At 71.2% G+C, this 16,306-nt stretch carries 11 protein-coding genes and 2 pseudogenes; 8 read left to right on the top strand and 5 right to left on the bottom strand.

Annotation, left to right across the window (positions count from 1 at the left end):
- Positions 1 to 64: 64 nt before the first annotated feature.
- A complete protein-coding gene (locus tag GT045_RS33065) occupies positions 65 to 247 on the bottom strand; it encodes a hypothetical protein (protein WP_161287533.1) in 183 nt (60 codons plus the stop codon).
- Positions 248 to 494: 247 nt separating this feature from the next.
- Here GT045_RS33065 and GT045_RS33060 point away from each other — a divergent pair, with 247 nt between their 5' ends.
- Together GT045_RS33060 and GT045_RS33055 are read left to right on the top strand one after the other, a co-directional pair.
- A complete protein-coding gene (locus GT045_RS33060) occupies positions 495 to 3,365 on the top strand; it encodes an SNF2-related protein (RefSeq protein WP_161336451.1) in 2,871 nt (956 codons plus the stop codon).
- Positions 3,362 to 4,180 (top strand): annotated as a pseudogene (locus GT045_RS33055) (SWF or SNF family helicase); the annotation flags it as partial. The gene GT045_RS33060 and the pseudogene GT045_RS33055, both read left to right, overlap by 4 nt.
- Before the next feature lie 213 nt (positions 4,181 to 4,393).
- On the opposite strand, the gene xylA reads toward GT045_RS33055, so the two are convergent.
- Entirely contained in the window at positions 4,394 to 5,560 is a 1,167-nt protein-coding gene (gene xylA / locus GT045_RS33050; RefSeq protein WP_161336450.1) for a xylose isomerase, read from the bottom strand.
- A 168-nt stretch (positions 5,561 to 5,728) separates the two neighbouring features.
- Between xylA and xylB the strand changes: the two genes are divergently transcribed.
- The 5 genes from xylB to GT045_RS33025 all read left to right on the top strand — a co-directional run bounded on the left by xylB (position 5,729) and on the right by GT045_RS33025 (position 12,906).
- Positions 5,729 to 7,174, top strand: a complete 1,446-nt coding sequence (gene xylB / locus GT045_RS33045) for a xylulokinase (RefSeq protein WP_161336449.1) — start codon at positions 5,729 to 5,731, stop codon at positions 7,172 to 7,174.
- 52 nt (positions 7,175 to 7,226) lie between these two features.
- A complete protein-coding gene (locus tag GT045_RS33040) occupies positions 7,227 to 8,435 on the top strand; it encodes an ROK family transcriptional regulator (RefSeq protein WP_161336448.1) in 1,209 nt (402 codons plus the stop codon).
- Between the two features lie 570 nt (positions 8,436 to 9,005).
- Positions 9,006 to 9,611, top strand: coding sequence for an N-acetylmuramoyl-L-alanine amidase (locus GT045_RS33035; protein WP_202529243.1), 606 nt, complete (start codon positions 9,006 to 9,008; stop codon positions 9,609 to 9,611).
- A gap of 380 nt (positions 9,612 to 9,991) precedes the next feature.
- A complete protein-coding gene (locus GT045_RS33030; protein WP_161336446.1) occupies positions 9,992 to 11,386 on the top strand; it encodes a GAF domain-containing protein in 1,395 nt (464 codons plus the stop codon).
- A complete protein-coding gene (locus tag GT045_RS33025; RefSeq protein ID WP_161288083.1) occupies positions 11,383 to 12,906 on the top strand; it encodes an aldehyde dehydrogenase family protein in 1,524 nt (507 codons plus the stop codon). Before GT045_RS33030 ends, GT045_RS33025 begins: the two co-directional genes overlap by 4 nt.
- A gap of 162 nt (positions 12,907 to 13,068) precedes the next feature.
- Here the strand turns inward: GT045_RS33025 and GT045_RS40790 are convergent, their stop codons facing one another.
- Genes GT045_RS40790 through GT045_RS40180 form a run of 3 tightly spaced genes read right to left on the bottom strand, consistent with a single transcriptional unit; the run spans position 13,069 to position 14,652 of the window.
- Positions 13,069 to 13,929 carry a hypothetical protein gene (locus GT045_RS40790; RefSeq protein ID WP_345942827.1) on the bottom strand — a complete coding sequence of 287 codons (861 nt, stop codon included), beginning with the start codon at positions 13,927 to 13,929 and terminating at the stop codon, positions 13,069 to 13,071.
- The gene (locus GT045_RS40785; protein ID WP_345942826.1) at positions 13,892 to 14,464 is read right to left on the bottom strand and encodes a hypothetical protein; all 573 of its coding nucleotides are present in this window, start codon (positions 14,462 to 14,464) and stop codon (positions 13,892 to 13,894) included. The genes GT045_RS40790 and GT045_RS40785 overlap by 38 nt, the downstream gene beginning before the upstream one ends.
- Positions 14,461 to 14,652, bottom strand: a complete 192-nt coding sequence (locus tag GT045_RS40180) for a helix-turn-helix domain-containing protein (RefSeq protein ID WP_237539062.1) — start codon at positions 14,650 to 14,652, stop codon at positions 14,461 to 14,463. The genes GT045_RS40785 and GT045_RS40180 overlap by 4 nt, the downstream gene beginning before the upstream one ends.
- Positions 14,653 to 16,051: 1,399 nt before the next feature.
- On the opposite strand from GT045_RS40180, the pseudogene GT045_RS33015 reads away from it, so the two are divergent.
- Positions 16,052 to 16,306, top strand: a pseudogene (locus GT045_RS33015) (IS5/IS1182 family transposase); the annotation flags it as partial.

Here is a 16,306-nt window from a genome sequence, read left to right as displayed (position 1 = left end):
TCGCCGACGGCCGCCGGCAGGCGCCGACCCCTCGGCGACCGGTCCGCCGCCACGCGCCGACGCCTCAGCGGCCGAGTTCCTTGCGGCCGACCCGGCGGAGTCTGCGCCGCTGGGAGGGGTCCAGGGCGAGGTACGCGGCCACAGGCACCCCCACCACGATCAGGAACGACACCCACCAGGGCAGCCAGATCAGCAGGATCAGACCGACCGCCACACCCCCTGCGGCGATCTTCGCGTTCTTGGACATGAGCGTCGCCTCCTCCGCGGCCACTGCCGCTCTCTGATCTGAGAACGGCCTCCAGCTCCCGGCGGTTCCGTGTTCCGACCCTGAGTCATCCCCCAGCCCGCCCCCTACTGGTTGCCCATAGGGCGGGCGGCCGAGCGGACCCGGGCGATTCGGGCCGCGGCGGCGGCGCGACGGGCCCGGACCGCTTCCCGCTGCTGTACCCTCGACGACTCCGCCGCTAGTCAAGTTTGAGGAGTCTGGCAGAGCTGTGCAGCCCACCCCCACGGCACCACCCCTCGATCCGTCCGAACTGGCCCACTGCCGCGCCGTGTTCCTACCGTCCGACCCCGCCCGTGCCGGCCGGGTCGGGTTCTGGCGGCCGGCCGGACAGGCACCGCCCACGTTCCCCGAGGGCTCCCTGACCCACCTGGATCTCGCCCTGCCCGCGGCGGACGGTGGTGTCGAACGCGTCCCGACCCCCGCCCGCCTGCTGCCGGTCCGCAGCGCGCTTCCGTTGCTCGCACGCGCGCGTGGGCTGGCGGGGGAACACCGTGCCGTCGCCTTCTGGCGCGCCGCGTACGAGCTGGCGCTGGGCTTCCTGGCCCGCGGTCTGCTCCTTCCGGGGCTGTCCCCCGGCGACCACGACGCCTGGCGCGTCGGACCACTGTCCGCGCGCGACACGGAACTCGTCCACGAACTGGCCGCCGCCATGCCTCCGGAGGCGCGTGCCGTGCCGCTCGCACCGGACGGACCGCTGCTGCTGCCCGAGGCCGGACTGCTGTTGCACGCCTTCCTCGACGCGGTAGCCGACGACCTGCCGCGGTCCCCTGCCGTCCCGCCCACGGTGGGCGGCCCGCCCTACGCGTCGCCCGAGGCGCGGCACCTGCCCGAGCTGCGGGCGTGGGCGGACGACATCGCGGCCGGCCATGACGCGGGGGTGCGCCTGTCGCTGCGCGTGGAGGTGTCAGGGCTCGAAGACGCCGTGGCACCTGACGACCCGGCGGTCCGCTTCCGCGCGGTGCCCCAGGTGCACGGCCGGCGCGGCTCGGCGGACGTCCGGGACGCCGCCGCACTGTGGAGCACCGCGGACCACGGAGACGCGGCGTCCGCTCCACGCGCGCGTGCCGACACCCTGCTGGCACTGCGCCGCGCCGCCCGAGCCTGGCCCCCGCTGACGCCCCTGCTCACCGCCGCCGTGCCCGACGCCGTGGACCTGGCCGACGACGAGATCGCCGAACTGCTGGGCGACGGCGTGCGAGCGCTGGCCGCGGTGGGGGTCGACGTGCACTGGCCCGAGCAGCCCGCGCGCGGCCTCACCGCATACGCGGCCGTAGGCCCGCCGGACGACGGCACCGGTCCTCGGGGAGCCAGCCGCTTCCCGGCGTCGCTCCCGTCCGCGGATTCGGGGGTCGAGCTCGGCTGGCGATTCGACCTGGGCGGCCGAGAGCTGTCCCGAGCGGAACTGGACCGGCTCGCGGAGGCCAAGCGTCCGCTGGTCCGGCTGCGCGACGGGTGGGTCCTGGTCGATCCGCAGGAGGCGGAGCGGGCTCGGACCGAGCAGAACCGTTCCCTCGCCCCCGTCGAAGCACTGGCCGCGGCACTGACGGGCTGCGCCGAGGTCGACGGCCGCCAGGTCGACGTGCGGCCCACCGGATGGCTGGAGGCGCTGCGCAAGCGGCTCACGGACACCGAACCGGAACGCACCGTCGGACAGCCGCCGGGCCTGGCCGCGACCCTGCGCGACTACCAGCTGCGCGGACTCGACTGGCTGGCCCGCATGACCTCCCTCGGTCTGGGCTGCTGTCTGGCCGACGACATGGGCCTCGGCAAGACCATCACCCTGATCGCCCTGCATCTGCACCGGGGAACGGATCCCACGACGGCCGGCCCCACGCTCGTCGTCTGTCCGGCCTCGCTGCTGGGCAACTGGCAGCGCGAGATCCAGCGGTTCGCCCCCGGCGTGCCGGTACGCCGGTTCCACGGCCCCGGACGTGCTCTCGGCCCGGTCGCGGACGGGGAGTTCGTCCTGACCACGTACGGCACGATGCGCCTGGACGCCGGCCTGCTCGCCGAGGTGGGCTGGGGGATGGTCGTGGCCGACGAGGCTCAGCACGTGAAGAACGCCTACTCCACGACCGCGCGGGCGCTGCGCACGATCGGCGCACGCGCGCGCGTGGCGCTCACCGGCACGCCCGTGGAGAACAACCTCTCGGAGCTGTGGGCGATCCTCGACTGGACGACACCCGGCCTGCTCGGCCGGCTCGGCACCTTCCGCGCGCGGTACGCACAGCCCGTCGAAGGCGGCCGGGACCCCGCCGCCGCGCAACGGCTCGCCCGGCTCGTCGGACCGTTTCTGCTCCGACGGCGCAAGACCGATCCCGGCATCGCGCCCGAACTTCCGCCGAAGACTGAGACGGACCGCCCGGTGGCCCTCACCCCCGAACAGGCGGGACTGTACGAGGCGTTGGTACGCGAGACCCTGGAGCGGATCGCGACCGCCGACGACATGGGCCGCCGGGGCCTGATCGTGCGGTTGCTGACCGGCCTGAAGCAGATCTGCAACCACCCGGCTCAGTTCCTCGAGGAGGACGACCCGCAGCTCACCGGGCGCTCGGGAAAACTGGAGCTGCTGGACGAACTGCTCGGCACCATCCTGGCGGAGGGCTCGGGCGTTCTCGTCTTCACCCAGTACGTGCGCATGGCGCGGCTGCTGGAACGGCACCTGACGGCCCGCGGGGTGCCTTCGCTGCTGCTGCACGGCGGGACCCCGGTCGACGCGCGCGAGGCACTGGTACAGCGCTTCCAGGCCGGTGAGGCCCCGGTGTTCCTGCTGTCGCTGAAGGCCGCGGGAACGGGACTGAACCTCACCCGGGCCGAGCACGTCGTGCACTACGACCGCTGGTGGAACCCGGCGGTGGAGGCGCAGGCCACCGACCGCGCCCACCGGATCGGGCAGACCCGCCCGGTTCAGGTGCACCGGCTGATCGCCGAAGGCACGCTGGAGGACCGCATCGGGCAGATGCTGGAGCGCAAACGGGAACTGGCCGACGCCGTGTTCGGTACCGGCGAGGCGGCCCTGACGGAATTGTCGGACGAGGCACTGGCCGCACTGGTCGAACTGCGCGGGGAGGCACGATGAGCCGTCATGGCGGCCGGCACGGCCGTGACGAGGGACGCACGTTCTCCGCACTGCCGCCCGCGCGCGGGCGGGGGTTCGCACAGAGCTGGTGGGGGCGAGCCTGGCTGCGGGCCCTGGAGGACGCGGCCCTGGACGCGGCGGCGGTCAAGGCCGGGCGACGGCTCGCGCGCGCGGGCGCCGTGGGCGCGGTGACCGTGCGTCCGTCCCGGGTCACCGCCGTCGTACGCGGGCCCGGGGACACGGCCCACCGGGCCGACGTCCTGCTGCCGGTGCTGTCCGAGGCGGAGTGGGGGCGGTTCCAGGACCTGGCCATGGAGCAGTCCGGGCACATGGCGGCACTGCTCGACGGGGAGCTTCCGCCCCATCTGGTCGAGGACGCGGCGGTGGCGGGGATCGAGCTCCTGCCGGGACTCGGTGATCTCGATCCCGAGTGCGACTGCGGCACCTGGGACCACTGCGGACACACCGCCGCCCTCTGCCATCAGGTGGCGCGGCTGCTGGACCAGGATCCGTTCCTGCTCCTGCTCCTACGCGGGCGGGACAGGGAGGACTTCCTGGCCGAGCTGCACGTCCGCGGCACCGTGCACCGGCCGGCACCCTCCGGTGCGCCGGCCGTGGGCCCGGGTGTGGACGCGGCCGAGGTGTGGGCGGCCGCGGAACTGCTGCTCGCGCTGCCGAAGTTGCCCGGGCTTCCGGCGGCGCCCGGTGTGCCGCCGTCCTTCGCGGGCGGTTCGGCGGCCGCGCCGGAGGTCGATCCCGCGGAACTCGAACGCCTGGCGGCCCGTGCCGCGACGGAGGCGTACCGGCTCCTGGCCGCGGACCTGAGCGGCGACCCGGTGCACGTGGTCGGCCCGGGTGAGGACGACACCGCCGAGCCGAGGACCTCGGCAGGATGATCGGCCGGACGCCACAGTGACCGGCCGACGCGCCGGGTGAGGGCCGGGGGCCTGGCTGCCGACGCGCGACCCGGCCCTCACCCGTTCAGACTCTCGCGCGGGCCGCAGGCACGAGCCCCGGCCCTCACGCGTTCAGGCTCGCGCCCCCAGCAGGTGGTCCATCGCCAGCTGGTCGAGGCGTTCGAAGGCCATGCCGCGCGCGGCGACCGCCTCCACGTCGAAGTCCTCGAAGGCCGTACGGTCGGCGAGCAGCGCCTGCAGCCCCTCGGCCGCGGTCGGCCGGGCCAGTTGGTCCAGCCGCGAAGCGTTCAGCGCCTCCTGCACTTCGGGGTCGGCACGGAAGGCGGCCGCCCGCTCCTTGAGGATGAGGTAGTTGCGCATGCAGCCGGCCGCCGACGCCCACACGCCGTCGAGGTCCTCGGTGCGCGGCGGCTTGAAGTCGAAGTGACGGGGGCCCGCGTAGCCGGCGCTCTCCAGGAGGTCGACGAGCCAGAAGGCGGCCCGCAGGTCGCCGGCGCCGAACCGCAGGTCCTGGTCGTACTTGATACCCGACTGGCCATTGAGGTCGATGTGGAAGAGCTTGCCCGCCCACAGGGCCTGCGCGATGCCGTGCGGGAAGTTGAGGCCGGCCATCTGCTCGTGGCCGACCTCCGGGTTGACGCCGTACAGTTCGGGCCGTTCCAGGCGCTCGATGAAGGCCAGTGCGTGGCCGACGGTGGGCAGCAGGATGTCGCCACGGGGCTCGTTCGGTTTGGGCTCGATCGCGAAGCGGAGGTCGTAGCCCTGGGAGGTGACGTACTCGCCGAGAAGGTCGAACGCCTCCTTCATCCGGTCCAGCGCCGCGCGTACGTCCTTGGCGGCCCCGGACTCCGCGCCCTCGCGGCCGCCCCAGGCGACGTACGTGGTCGCGCCGAGCTCCACCGCCAGGTCGATGTTGCGGATCGTCTTGCGGAGGGCGTAACGGCGCACGTCGCGATCGTTCGCGGTGAACGCGCCGTCCTTGAAGACGGGGTGCGTGAAGAGGTTCGTGGTGGCCATCGGGACGGTCATCCCGGTGGCGTCCAGGGCCTGGCGGAACCGCTTCACGTGTGACTCGCGCTCGGTGTCCGAGGACCCGAAGGGGATCAGGTCGTCGTCGTGGAAGGTCACCCCGTAGGCACCGAGTTCGGACAGGCGCCGCACCGTCTCGACCGGGTCCAGGGCGCTGCGGGTGGCGTCCCCGAACGGGTCCCTCCCCTGCCAGCCGACGGTCCACAGGCCGAAGGTGAAGCGGTCCTCGGGGGTGGGCTGGTAGTTCATGCCGCGGCTCCTCGCTGCGTACGGCTGCTGCGTACGACTATTTAGTCATGGCCGTTTACAAATTAGTATGCGGACGCACCGCTGGGAAGGGACAAGATGTCCTGGACAGCAAGGTGTCTTCGCCAGCCCACCGCACGTCCCGCGGAGCGCGGGAAGAGGGAGAGCCCGATGTCAGCAGCCGAGGGTCCGCTCGTCGTCGGGGTGGACACGTCCACCCAGTCCACGAAGGCGCTGGTCGTCGACGCGGCCACCGGGCAGGTCGTGGCCGCCGGCCAGGCCCCGCACACCGTGACCACCGGGGCGGGCCGGGAGAGTGATCCGCGGCAGTGGTGGGACGCGCTGTGCGCGGCGCTGCGCCAGTGCGGGGAGGCGGCACGCGAGGCCGCGGCCGTCTCGATCGGCGGCCAGCAGCACGGCCTGGTCACCCTGGACGAGCACGGCGAGCCGGTCCGCCCGGCGCTGCTGTGGAACGACGTCCGCTCCGCGCGCCAGGCCCGTCGGCTCGTGGCGGAGCTGGGCGGCCCGAAAGCCTGGGCGGAGCGCACCGGCAGCGTGCCCGGTGCGTCCTTCACGGCCGCCAAGTGGGCGTGGCTCGCCGAGCACGAGCCGGACGCCGTACGTGCCACCAGGGCGGTCCGGCTCCCCCACGACTACCTCACCGAGCGGCTGACGGGGCAGGGCACGACCGACCGGAGTGATGTGTCCGGAACCGGCTGGTGGGCGTCCGGCCCGGAGGCGTACGACGAGGAGACCCTCGCGCACATCGGTCTCGACCCCGCGCTGCTGCCCAGGGTGGCGCGGCCCGGCGAGGTGGTGGGCACCGTGCGCGACAACCATGAGCTGCCCTTCTCCAAGGGCACGCTGGTGGCTCCCGGTGCCGGTGACAACGCGGCGGCGGCGCTGGGCCTCGGCCTGCGGCCCGGGACGCCGGTGCTGAGCCTCGGCACCTCCGGCACGGTCTACGCCGTCTCCGAGCGGCGCCCCGCCGACCCGACCGGCACGGTGGCGGGCTTCGCCGACGCGCGCGGGGACTGGCTCCCCTTGGCCTGCACCCTGAACTGCACCCTCGCGGTGGACCGCGTGGCGGCGCTGCTGGGCCTGGACCGAGAGGCGGTGGAACCAGGCGGACACGTGACCCTGCTGCCGTACCTCGACGGTGAGCGCACCCCGAACCTGCCGCACGCCTCCGGGGTGCTGCACGGGCTGCGCCACGACACGACCGCGGGCCAGTTGCTGCAGGCCGCCTACGACGGTGCGGTGCACGCCCTGCTCGGGGCCCTCGACCTGGTCCTCGACGAGGACGCGGACCGCGCCACCCCGTTGCTCCTCATCGGCGGCGGAGCGCGCGGGACGGCCTGGCAGCAGACCGTGCGCCGGCTCTCCGGGCGGCCGGTGCGGATTCCGGAGGCCGGGGAACTGGTCGCCCTGGGCGCGGCGGCGCAGGCGGCCGGGGTACTCACCGGCGAGGACCCCGCGGCGGTGGCCCGACGCTGGAACACGGCCGCGGGTACGGTGCTGGAGGCTATGGAGCGGGACGGGGCGACGCTGGAGCGGATCAGCGGGGTACTCTCCGACGCGGCCCCGCTGCTGGAGCGGGAGACCGGGGCCCAGTGAGCAGACCTGCCCGCGCACAGCGGGGTGACGGACACCGAGGATTGTCGGAGGCATGACCGTACCGCCGCACGAGGCGCGCCCGCCGGGCACCGGGCGTGCCCTGCCGGACACCCAGCAGGGCATACGCCGGCGCAATCTCGCCCGGGTGCTGCACGCCGTGAGCGCGCAGGGTCCGCTGTCGCGGGCGGCGGTCGCCGCACGGATCGGCCTGACCCGGGCGGCGGTGTCGACGCTGGTGGACGAGTTGATCCGCCGCGAACTGCTGGAGGAACTGGGCCCCGAACGCCCCGGCAGGGTGGGCCGGCCCGGATCGGCGCTCGCGGTGAGCGGCCGGGGTCCGGCCGGCATCGGGGCGGAGATCGGCGTCGACCACCTCGCGGTGTGCGTGGTCGACCTGCGCGGCGAGGTACGGTTCCGCGCCGTACGGCGTGGCGCCAACCGGGGCCGCGCACCCGAGGCCGCCGTCGCGGACCTGACCGCGCTGGTCCGCCGGGTCGTCGCGGAGGCGGAGCGGGCGGAACTCCGGCCCGCGGGGATCGCGGTCGCCGTGCCCGGACTGGTGGCCAGGGACGGCGGGACGGTCGTACGGGCCCCGAATCTCGGCTGGCGTGACGTCGCCCTCGGCGCTCTCCTGCCCGGCGACTGGCCGCTGACCGTGGACAACGAGGCCAACTTCGGCGCCCTGGCCGAGCTGTGGCTGGGTGCCGAGGCCCCCGGTGACTTCCTGCACGTGTCGGCCGAGATCGGCATCGGTGCCGCGGTCGTCGTGGACGGCCGGCTGCTGCGCGGCACCCGGGGCTTCGCGGGCGAGCTGGGCCATGTGCCCGTACGGCCGGACGGTCCGGCCTGCCCGTGCGGCGGCCGGGGGTGCCTGGAGCAGTACGCGGGCGAGGAGGCGGTGCTGCGCGCAGCCGGGCTGGAGCGGCGCGAAGACCTGGCCGGACTGCTCACGGAGCGCGCCGAGGCGGGCGACACAGCGGTCCTCGGCGCTCTGCGGGACGCCGGTACGGCTCTGGGTATCGCGCTGACCGGGGCGGTGAATCTGCTGGATCCCGAGACGGTGGTGCTGGGCGGAGCCCTGGCCGGCCTCTCGCCCTGGCTGCTGCCGTCGCTCGAGACCGAACTGAGGGGCCGTACCGCGGGGTCGGCCTGCCCGGTGACGGTGTCCCGGCTGGGTTCGCAGGGGCCGCTGCTGGGCGCCGCGCATTCGGTGGTACGGGCGGTGCTGGACGACCCGGCCGTTGTGGCGGAACGCCCCTGAGACCTGACGGACGGGGAACCGCCGCCGGGACATGAAGGGCGGGGAACCGCCGCTGGGGCATCAAGGACGTGGAACTGCCGCTGGGACCTGAAGGACGGGGAACCGCCGCCGGGACCTGAAGGACGGGGAGCGCCCCCGGATGCCTGACGGATGGGTGGGGCGGGCTCGGCTCGCCCGATCGGGTGAGCGAGTTGTCCACAAGCCACGACTCGTCCACGGAACCGAGGCATGCCCTTCTGCCCAACCGGACCTCGCCGTACCGTGATTCACGTGAGCGAGCGCCGACGGGACGTCAGATCAGGTCGGTCGAACGCCGGATGAGCACACGCCCAAACGGAGGCTGACAGCAGCCGACTGACGAGCAGCGGGGGACACATGCATCCGTACACGGAGGACTGCTTCGCCGGCCGTGTCCGTTCCGACAAGGACTCGCCTGCGAACCGTGCGAGTTCCCTCACCCCGATCCGCGGACCGGCTCCCTCCAGCTCGAAGGTGCGGCCGGCCTCTCGCCGCGAACCACACGTCCGAACCGCCCACCCGCGGCCTACCGAAAGGCATCCCGTCATGGACATGGACCGAGCCGAGCCGCGGCTCAGCCGACGGCGACTGCTGCTGAAGGGCGCGGCACTCGCCGCCGTCCCCTACACACTGTTTCCCGACCCCCGCGCCGGAGCGCAGAGCGGAGCCACCGTCGACTACCCGCCCGCGGAGTGGCGCCCGGCGAGCAGTTCCAACTACACGGTGTCCGACCGCCCGGGTGAGTACGTCATCGACCGTGTGATCATCCACGTGACACAGGAGACCTACACCAACACGCTGACGATCTTCGGCAATCCGCAGAAGAAAGTCTCCGCGCACTACCTGGTCCGCTCGGTGGACGGGCACGTCGCCCAGTGCGTGCACGAGACCGACATCGCCTGGCACGCGGGTAACTGGAGTTACAACACCCGCAGCATCGGCATCGAGCACGAGGGCTGGGTGGATCAGCCCGCCTACTTCACCGACGCGCTGTACGAGCAGTCGGCGAGACTCACGTCGGCGGTCTGCGCCAAGTACGGCATCCCACGGGACAGAGAGCACATCATCGGCCACTACCAGGTGCCCGGCACCGATCACACCGATCCGGGGCCGGACTGGGACTGGGTGCGCTACATCAGACTGGTCAACTTCTCCTGATTCCGGACTGGTCGACTTCCCCTAGCCAGAGCCGACAACCACCTCGTCAGCGGCTCCCGCCGCGTCAGCGCCCCTGCTCCGAATCCGGATCCCTCGCACACCCGACGATCCGCCCGACCCGACCCGACGCCACCGCCTCCGCAGCTCCGCGGTCACCGCCTCCTGCACCGCACCGCGCCACGCCAGACCTCATCCCCCACCGATTCACCCTCCACGCTCTCTACCCCTCCGGCCACCCGTCCGGCTCTCCACCCTTCTGTCCGAACCTCCGCCCGTACGTCCCTCGATCCGTCCGCCCCTTCACCCCTCTGTATGCCTGTCCCCTCACCACTCTGTACGCCCTTCTGTCTCTGTCCGTCTGTCCTTCCGGGGAGGCCGAGTTGACCGATACGTGGGTTGCCCTGGAGCCAGGGGCCGATCCCGCCGAACGCGTCCGGGTGCTGCGCCGGGCGCACGAGACGTTCACCGCGGTGGGCACCGTGCCGCGACCGGTGCGGTCGGTGGTGGCGGAGTCGTGGCGGCGCAGCGCGCGTGCCGGTGTCGGACCGGACGGCACCGCCCGCGTGGAGCTGGCCGAAGACGACCTCGGCGCCTTCCGGGCGGAGCATCCGCTGGCCCGGGTCATGCCGCTGTTCAGGGAACTGATGGGCACGTTCGCGGCGGACGGGGAGCACCTGCTGGCCGTGTGCGACGCGCACGGCAGGCTGTTGTGGGTGGAGGGCCACACGGCGACCCGGCGCCGCGCCGACCGGATGAACTTCGTCCCCGGGGCCCGCTGGTCGGAGTGCGCGGTCGGCACCAACGCGCCGGGCACCGCGGTCGCCGTGGACCGGCCCGTGCAGGTCTTCGCCGCGGAGCACTTCATACGGCGGGTGCAGCCGTGGACGTGCGCCGCCGCCCCCGTGCACGATCCCCGCACCGGCCGGGTGCTGGGAGCCGTGGACATCACCGGCGGGGACCGGCTGGCCCACCCCCACAGCCTCGGCTTCGTGCAGGCGGTCGCCCGCGCCGCGGAAGCACAGCTCGCCCTGCTCGCCCCGCCCCACCCCGCAACGGCGGCGTCGCTGAGCGCCCTCGGCCGGGACGAGGCCGAACTCGTGCTGGACGGACGGCGCGTGAGACTCAGCCGTCGGCACAGCGAGATCCTCGTGGTGCTGTCCCGGCACCCCGAGGGCCTGAGCGGTGACGAACTGCTCTGCGCGCTGTACGCGGACGAATCGGTGACGCCGGTGACGCTCCGTGCCGAACTGGCGCGCCTGCGACGACTGACGGGTCCGGGACTGCTGGCGTCACGGCCGTACCGGCTGACGGCTGTGGTCGAGTCGGACGCCACCGTGGTCGAGCGGCGGGTGGAGACGGGGGCGCTCACCGCGGCGGTGGATGCGTACACCGGCCCGCTGCTGCCCGGTTCGCAGGCTCCGGCCATCGTCCGGCTCCGGGAGCGGCTCTCCGGCGGTCTGCGTGCCGCGCTGGTCGCGCACGGCGACCCGGACCTGCTGGCGACCTGGGCGCGCGCGCCGTGGGGCGAGGACGACGTGGAGGTGTGGCGGGCGCTCGCCGCGGTACGTCCCACGGCGCCGGTCCGTGACCGGCTCGCCGCGCTGGAGGCCGAGTTGGGTGTGCCGACCGGACCGGGCGGCCAGGGCCGGCGCGGTCCGGCAGGCGGCACGGGCCGTGGCCCTGTGCAACGTACTCGCAACGTCCGCCTGTCTAGCCTCGCCGCCGAGAGCTGTCCAACGGCGGGCAGCGCCGGACCGGGAGGCAGACCAGGATGACTCGTTACGCGGCGCCGGGCACCGAGGGCGCGATCGTCTCCTACCAGACGCGCTACGACCACTTCATCGGCGGGGCCTACGTGCCGCCGGCGCGCGGGCGGTACTTCGAGAACCCGTCGCCGGTCAACGGGCAGCCTTTCACGGAGGTCGCGCGGGGTACCGCGGAGGACGTCGAGCGGGCACTGGACGCGGCGCACGAGGCGGCGCCCGGGTGGGGCCGTACGCCGGTGGCGGAGCGCTCCGGCATCCTGCTGAAGATCGCCGAACGGATGGAGGCGAACCTGGAGCGGCTGGCGGTGGCCGAGAGCTGGGAGAACGGCAAGCCGGTGCGGGAGACGCTGGCGGCCGACATCCCGCTGGCGATCGACCACTTCCGCTATTTCGCGGGGGTGATCCGGGCACAGGAGGGTTCGCTGGGTGAGATCGACGACGACACGGTGGCGTACCACTTCCACGAGCCGCTCGGGGTCGTCGCGCAGATCATCCCGTGGAACTTCCCGATCCTGATGGCGACCTGGAAGCTCGCGCCGGCGCTGGCCGCGGGGAACGCGGTCGTGCTCAAGCCGGCCGAGCAGACCCCGGCGTCCGTCCACTACTGGCTGAGCCTGATCGCGGACCTGCTGCCGCCGGGTGTGCTGAACATCGTCAACGGCTTCGGTGTGGAGGCGGGCAAGCCGCTGGCGTCCAGTGCGCGGGTGGCGAAGGTCGCGTTCACCGGGGAGACCACGACGGGGCGGCTGATCATGCAGTACGCCTCGGAGAACATCAAGCCGGTCACCCTGGAACTCGGAGGGAAGTCACCGAACATCTTCTTCGACGACGTGTGGGCCCACGACGACGACTTCCGCGACAAGGCGCTCGAAGGTTTCACGATGTTCGCCCTCAACCAGGGCGAGGTCTGCACGTGCCCGTCCCGGGCGCTGGTCCAGCGCGGTCACTACGCGGAGTTCCTGGAGGCGGCCGTCGAGCGTACCCGGCGCATCAGGCCGGGCCACCCGCTGGACACCGACACCATGATCGGCGCCCAGGCCTCCAACGACCAGCTGGAGAAGATCCTCTCCTACCTGGACATCGGCCGGCAGGAGGGTGCGAAGATCCTCACGGGCGGGGAGCGGATCGAGCACGAAGGGGAGTTGAAGGGCGGCTACTACGTCCAGCCGACCATCTTCGAGGGCGACAACCGTATGCGGATATTCCAGGAGGAGATCTTCGGGCCCGTGGTGTCGGTGGCCTCCTTCGAGGACTTCGACGACGCGATCAAGATCGCCAACGACACGCTGTACGGGCTGGGCGCGGGCGTGTGGACCCGGGACATGAACACCGCCTACCGCGCGGGCCGCGCGATCCAGGCGGGCCGGGTGTGGACCAACTGCTACCACGCCTATCCCGCGCACGCGGCTTTCGGCGGCTACAAGCAGTCCGGGATCGGCCGCGAGACCCACAAGATGATGCTGGAGCACTACCAGCAGACGAAGAATCTTCTGGTGTCGTACTCGCCGAAGAGGCTGGGCTTCTTCTAGACACATGCGAAATGGCGCCGGACCTGGGTTTTCACCCGTCAGGCGCCCTTCGTGCAACCCGTTCTCGACCGGGCCCGGCTTGCGTGCTAACTCCCAATTCCTCCCACGACTGCACCCCTCCTGACCAGTGCTTCCGGACCAGTCACGGACCAAACCCCCGGTTCAGTCCTCGGGTACGTCACCCTGACTGACGCGCTGCCACTCGTTCATGGACTGCTCGATGAGACCGTTCGCCCGCTCTCGAAGGCCGTCAAGGAACTTGGCGTAGTGGCGAAAGAGAACCTCGATGCTCTGGCCGGCGCGGCGGGCGCACTCGGCCGGGTCCACTCCGGAGTAGAGCCAGAACGAGATCCCGGCGTGACGGAGATCGTAAGGCCGCTTGGCCAGGCGAGAAGTGCGCTCAGTACGGGTCAGGGCGTATTCCCGGGCCCGCGCCCATGTGATGCCGTAGGCGGCAGCGTCCACGTAATTGCCAGCCTGGTTCCGGAAAAGTCGACCGTCAGGTGCCACGTCGAACCGATTCACATGGGCACGCAGCATGCGTATGAACTGCGGCGGGATGGGAACAGGCCGCGTCGCGCTTGCCGCGCGACGCTTGAGCGAGTGCACCTCGTGCACCTCACCGTCGTCGGTCCACCCCTTGCCGGACGTGACGACCCCGCCCGAGAGGTTCAGCATGCCCCATCCCGTCTTTGGCAAGTGGCATTGCTCGATCCGAAGGTGGATGACCTCTGCTGGCCGCATAGCCGCGAAGTACATGCAGCCGAAGAATGCTTCAAGATGAGGACCCCGCCCCCGCTGGCGAGCAACGGCCTCGAGCAGCCGAAGCACCTGGGCCTGATTGGGAACGGCGGCCGGATCCACCTCCTCACTGACTGCTGGCGCTTGCCACCGGAGCCCTTTGAGGGGGTTCTCTGCGAAGTACCCCTTCTCCACCGCAGTGTTGAGAGCTTCGTTGAATGCAGCCCTCTTGCGTCGGGCTGTTTTAGCCGCAGCCGCCTTGCCGTCCAGCTTGCGGCACATCGCATCGACGGGCCCGCCTCAGAACGTCGGCTTCCGCGAGGGCGCTGACCGGCAGCGAGTTGCGCTTCATCCAGTCCAGCGCATGGAGCCACTCCTCGGTGGGCTCGCACTCCCAAGCTTTCTTGTTGAATGCCCACGAGTACAGGGCACGCCGCAGTACCCGCGGATCGGAATACGCTGCGCCGGGGCGTACCAGGGCGGGCGTGACCGTAGCGAAGGCACCAGCCAGGGTGCGGCGGGTGTTCCCTGGCGTGCGCTCCCATCTTTGCTCGATGTATTCGTGCACCAGGTCGTACCACGTAGTGCGCTGCTTGATGGACCGCAACTCGGATACTGGCAGACCTGTGTGCTCGTCAAACGGCTCACCCTCGCGCGCGGCTGTCATCAGCTTCGCACGCCGGCTGTCAGCAAGCGCGAACGCGATGAAGGACTCAGACTTCTCTCGCCCGTTAACCGTCCACCGAATCTGGAAAGGCTTGCGCCGGTCGGGGCGCTCACGTATCTCCCAGAACCGGACGTTATAACTCATCGTCATCCAGGCGTATCCCTTTCACACGCATCCCACCACGCATCCAGATCGGCGCGGCGGCAGCGCAGTTCACCGTTGGGCAACTTGATCATTCGGGGTGCCTGACCGCGAGCGCGCAGGCGATAGAAAGCCGACGGGCTCATCCTGATTTCCGCTAGGACCTCGGCGAGCTTGAGCGCAGGTGGACGAGCCATTGATGTTTCCTCGGATGTTCCAGATATGTCGGCGGCCCAAGCGGCAGTGCTCTACTTGCGCCCACTCCGCCGCAATTGATGGGCAAACTCTGTCAGTTACGGGGACCACTGGTCGCCGACATGAAGGGCCATGGTGTCCGAACGGCTCCACCGCCAAGCACAGCCGCTGAGAACACCTCAATGGTCGTCACGATCGCCGGTTTGGCCAACCGGCGATCGTGGCCTATGTTGCGCCCCGCAGGGCGACTCACGGACGATTGCAACGGACGAAACACAGGGGGCCAGTCGGCGCGATCGGAGAACGAGGCCGCGCCGTCCGTCACGAACACCCCGAGTCCGTTGTCAAAGCGGTCGCACAAACACAGAGGCACAGCGCCGGGGAGGAGCGGCGCAATCCTCTCGCTCCGATGTGGTCCATACGTTCAGGGCACCAAGTGTCGAGCAGATGGGGGCGTTGAATCGGACCGATCGGAGAGCGGCATTCGACAGGGGTGCTCCTTGGGTCGGGGCCTCCGCGATGAGGCCGAGCAGCGCGAGGTGTCGGACGTCGTCATGGCCGACGTGCAGGTCGGCCTGGAATCCTGAATCCCGCCACTGACGCGGTATTTTCCGGGACGTTGTACGTTGACATATTGCCAGAGGAGGTTCCAGTCCTTCGGGGCTATTTCTCGTCTGCCGTGGGCGAATGCCGAGCCGCGGGAAGGCCAACCGAAAGACGCAGGGGGCGTTCCGTCGGAGAAGAGGGGCAAGGCGTGCTCCTCCTTCACCTGACTCGGTCGCACCGTGATGTCGATGTGCACGATGCCAGGGACCAGCCCGGACGAGCGGCCGACAACCTCCGAAAAGAAGGCGGCGGAGGTCGCCGGCTACGCTGCAGACATACCAGCGGAGAGCGCAGGCAATTGGGGAGCGAAGTGAAACTGAAGAGCTACAACACCTGAGTGTCGGAGTGTTCGTGAGGGTTACATTGATCCCTCTCCAGTTCCAGGGTCACGGCGCTGCACGGCCATGCAGGCAGTCGACACGGTACTGAGCCTCTGCTTGCCACTCGGTCGCGTGGCCTCATACGGGGCTTTGTAGGTTGCCATGCGCAACTCGCGAGGAGGAACTCGTATCCTTCGCACCTCGGTGACGTCCGTGCCGTACGTCTCGCGAAACTGGGCGTACTCGGTCTCGGTGGCCGCGTCGGCCGTCGTCATCTCCGCGGCCGTAGAGTCAAGATCCCACTCCGACGGCACGACGGGGACCCGCTTGAAGTCCATCAGTAGCGGACGGGCCGTCGTGCGGTCGACGTTCACAGGTCACGCACTCGGGTGTGCCCGCGGCTCTGTGCCCCCCTAACGAGTTGGTGCGTGATAGCGGGTGAGGCGTCGTGCCAGGTGGATGGCATGATCCCTCTGTGGCGATCACGATCAATCGGGCGGTGTTGGCGCATCGGCTGTTCACGGGGCTCTCTCGGTCTCATCTTGCCGGCCTGGTCGAAGAGTTGGCCGAGCCGTGGCAGGCCAGGGTCGAAGGTCGTCGCCATGCGACGCGGGGCGGGGCCAGGAAGCGGGCCGCGGGTGCCGGTGCCCACCATCAGCTGGTGTTCGTCGACAGGCTGGTCGCCACGCTGATCCATCTGCGGCACGACCTGCCGCACTCGGTGCTGGGG

This window comes from Streptomyces sp. SID486 (genome assembly GCF_009865385.1).
Taxonomy (GTDB): Bacteria; Actinomycetota; Actinomycetes; order Streptomycetales; family Streptomycetaceae; genus Streptomyces.
The sequence above is the reverse complement of the archived record's forward strand: the minus strand, read 5'-3'. Positions and strand labels throughout refer to the sequence as shown.